Here is a 976-nt window from a genome sequence, read left to right as displayed (position 1 = left end):
GTAATGAATTCGTCAAACTTTCCTGCGTTAAATTTCAGATCGCGTGGGGATTCACTTGGTACTGGCAGATTAGTKGGKTAGCCATATTTTTTCCATAAAAAAACCCGGAGCAGTGTCCGGGCTGTGGTTATCGGGATTGTTTTACGAGTAAATCAGGTCGCTGTACTCGGCGAGTGTAATTGCTGTGCCGCCCTGTCCATCTGGCTGCTTGGCGGTTATGGTCCATTGCCCGGCGTCCAGTTCCTCGGATGTGGCTATCACATACCGTGATGGCGACTGAACGTCGAACCCGTCGTAAATGTTCAGTGGTATGTCAGGAACTGCTGCGGTAAATCCGAACTGTGTATCTGAACGAGGAGAAGCCGGGAAGCGCGCCGTTGTAGCGCCTGATGAATCGGTGATCTGCACATACATCGAACCGGAGAAATTAATACGTTCACTGGTTTCGAAGTCGTTACCTGATCGAGAGACAATGTAACCGGCCTGCTGATTGGTATCGTAAGTGTCCGGGACCTGAACCATATCTCCGACGTTCACCCACTCACCGTCTGCCATAGCTGTGATAGCCATAGTCATCCTGGAATAGATGAGACGCTTACACTCACGCAGAGCGCGTTCATTGGCCTGATACCTGTTCCTGATGTATAGCATCTCGAACTTTTTGGCCTTCGTCGGCATCCCTTCCACAATGCTGTTTCCAACAATGCGGTAACGAACGAAATCCTGCTTGTTCGTGTCCGGGTTACGGAACTGCACTTCTACGCCGTCATATCCACCAGGTAGCGTCATGTCGTATGACAGTGAGTACCGGTCTGCCTTTGTGTTGGAGCGGTTGAAGATTGTCGCTGCTGAGGTTTTCTTACTGTCACGGGTAAACGACAAAACGCCGTTGTCATCATAGACAGTGACGCTGGAAGCATCGCAGATGGTTTCCATCCTTGAACCAAGGGAAACGTCTTCATCATCGAAAGTGTAG

1 protein-coding gene is annotated in these 976 nt (G+C 50.1%); it reads right to left on the bottom strand.

Going from position 1 to position 976, the window contains the following annotated elements; all coding sequences use genetic code 11:
- Window positions 1–141: 141 nt before the first annotated feature.
- Window positions 142–976: host specificity factor TipJ family phage tail protein (locus tag JTI98_RS13815; protein ID WP_252869587.1), on the bottom strand; the 835-nt coding region annotated here is incomplete at its 5' end.

This window comes from Citrobacter sp. MGH 55 (assembly GCF_016906145.1).
Lineage (GTDB): Bacteria > Pseudomonadota > Gammaproteobacteria > Enterobacterales > Enterobacteriaceae > Citrobacter_A > Citrobacter_A amalonaticus.
The sequence above is the reverse complement of the archived record's forward strand: the minus strand, read 5'-3'. Positions and strand labels throughout refer to the sequence as shown.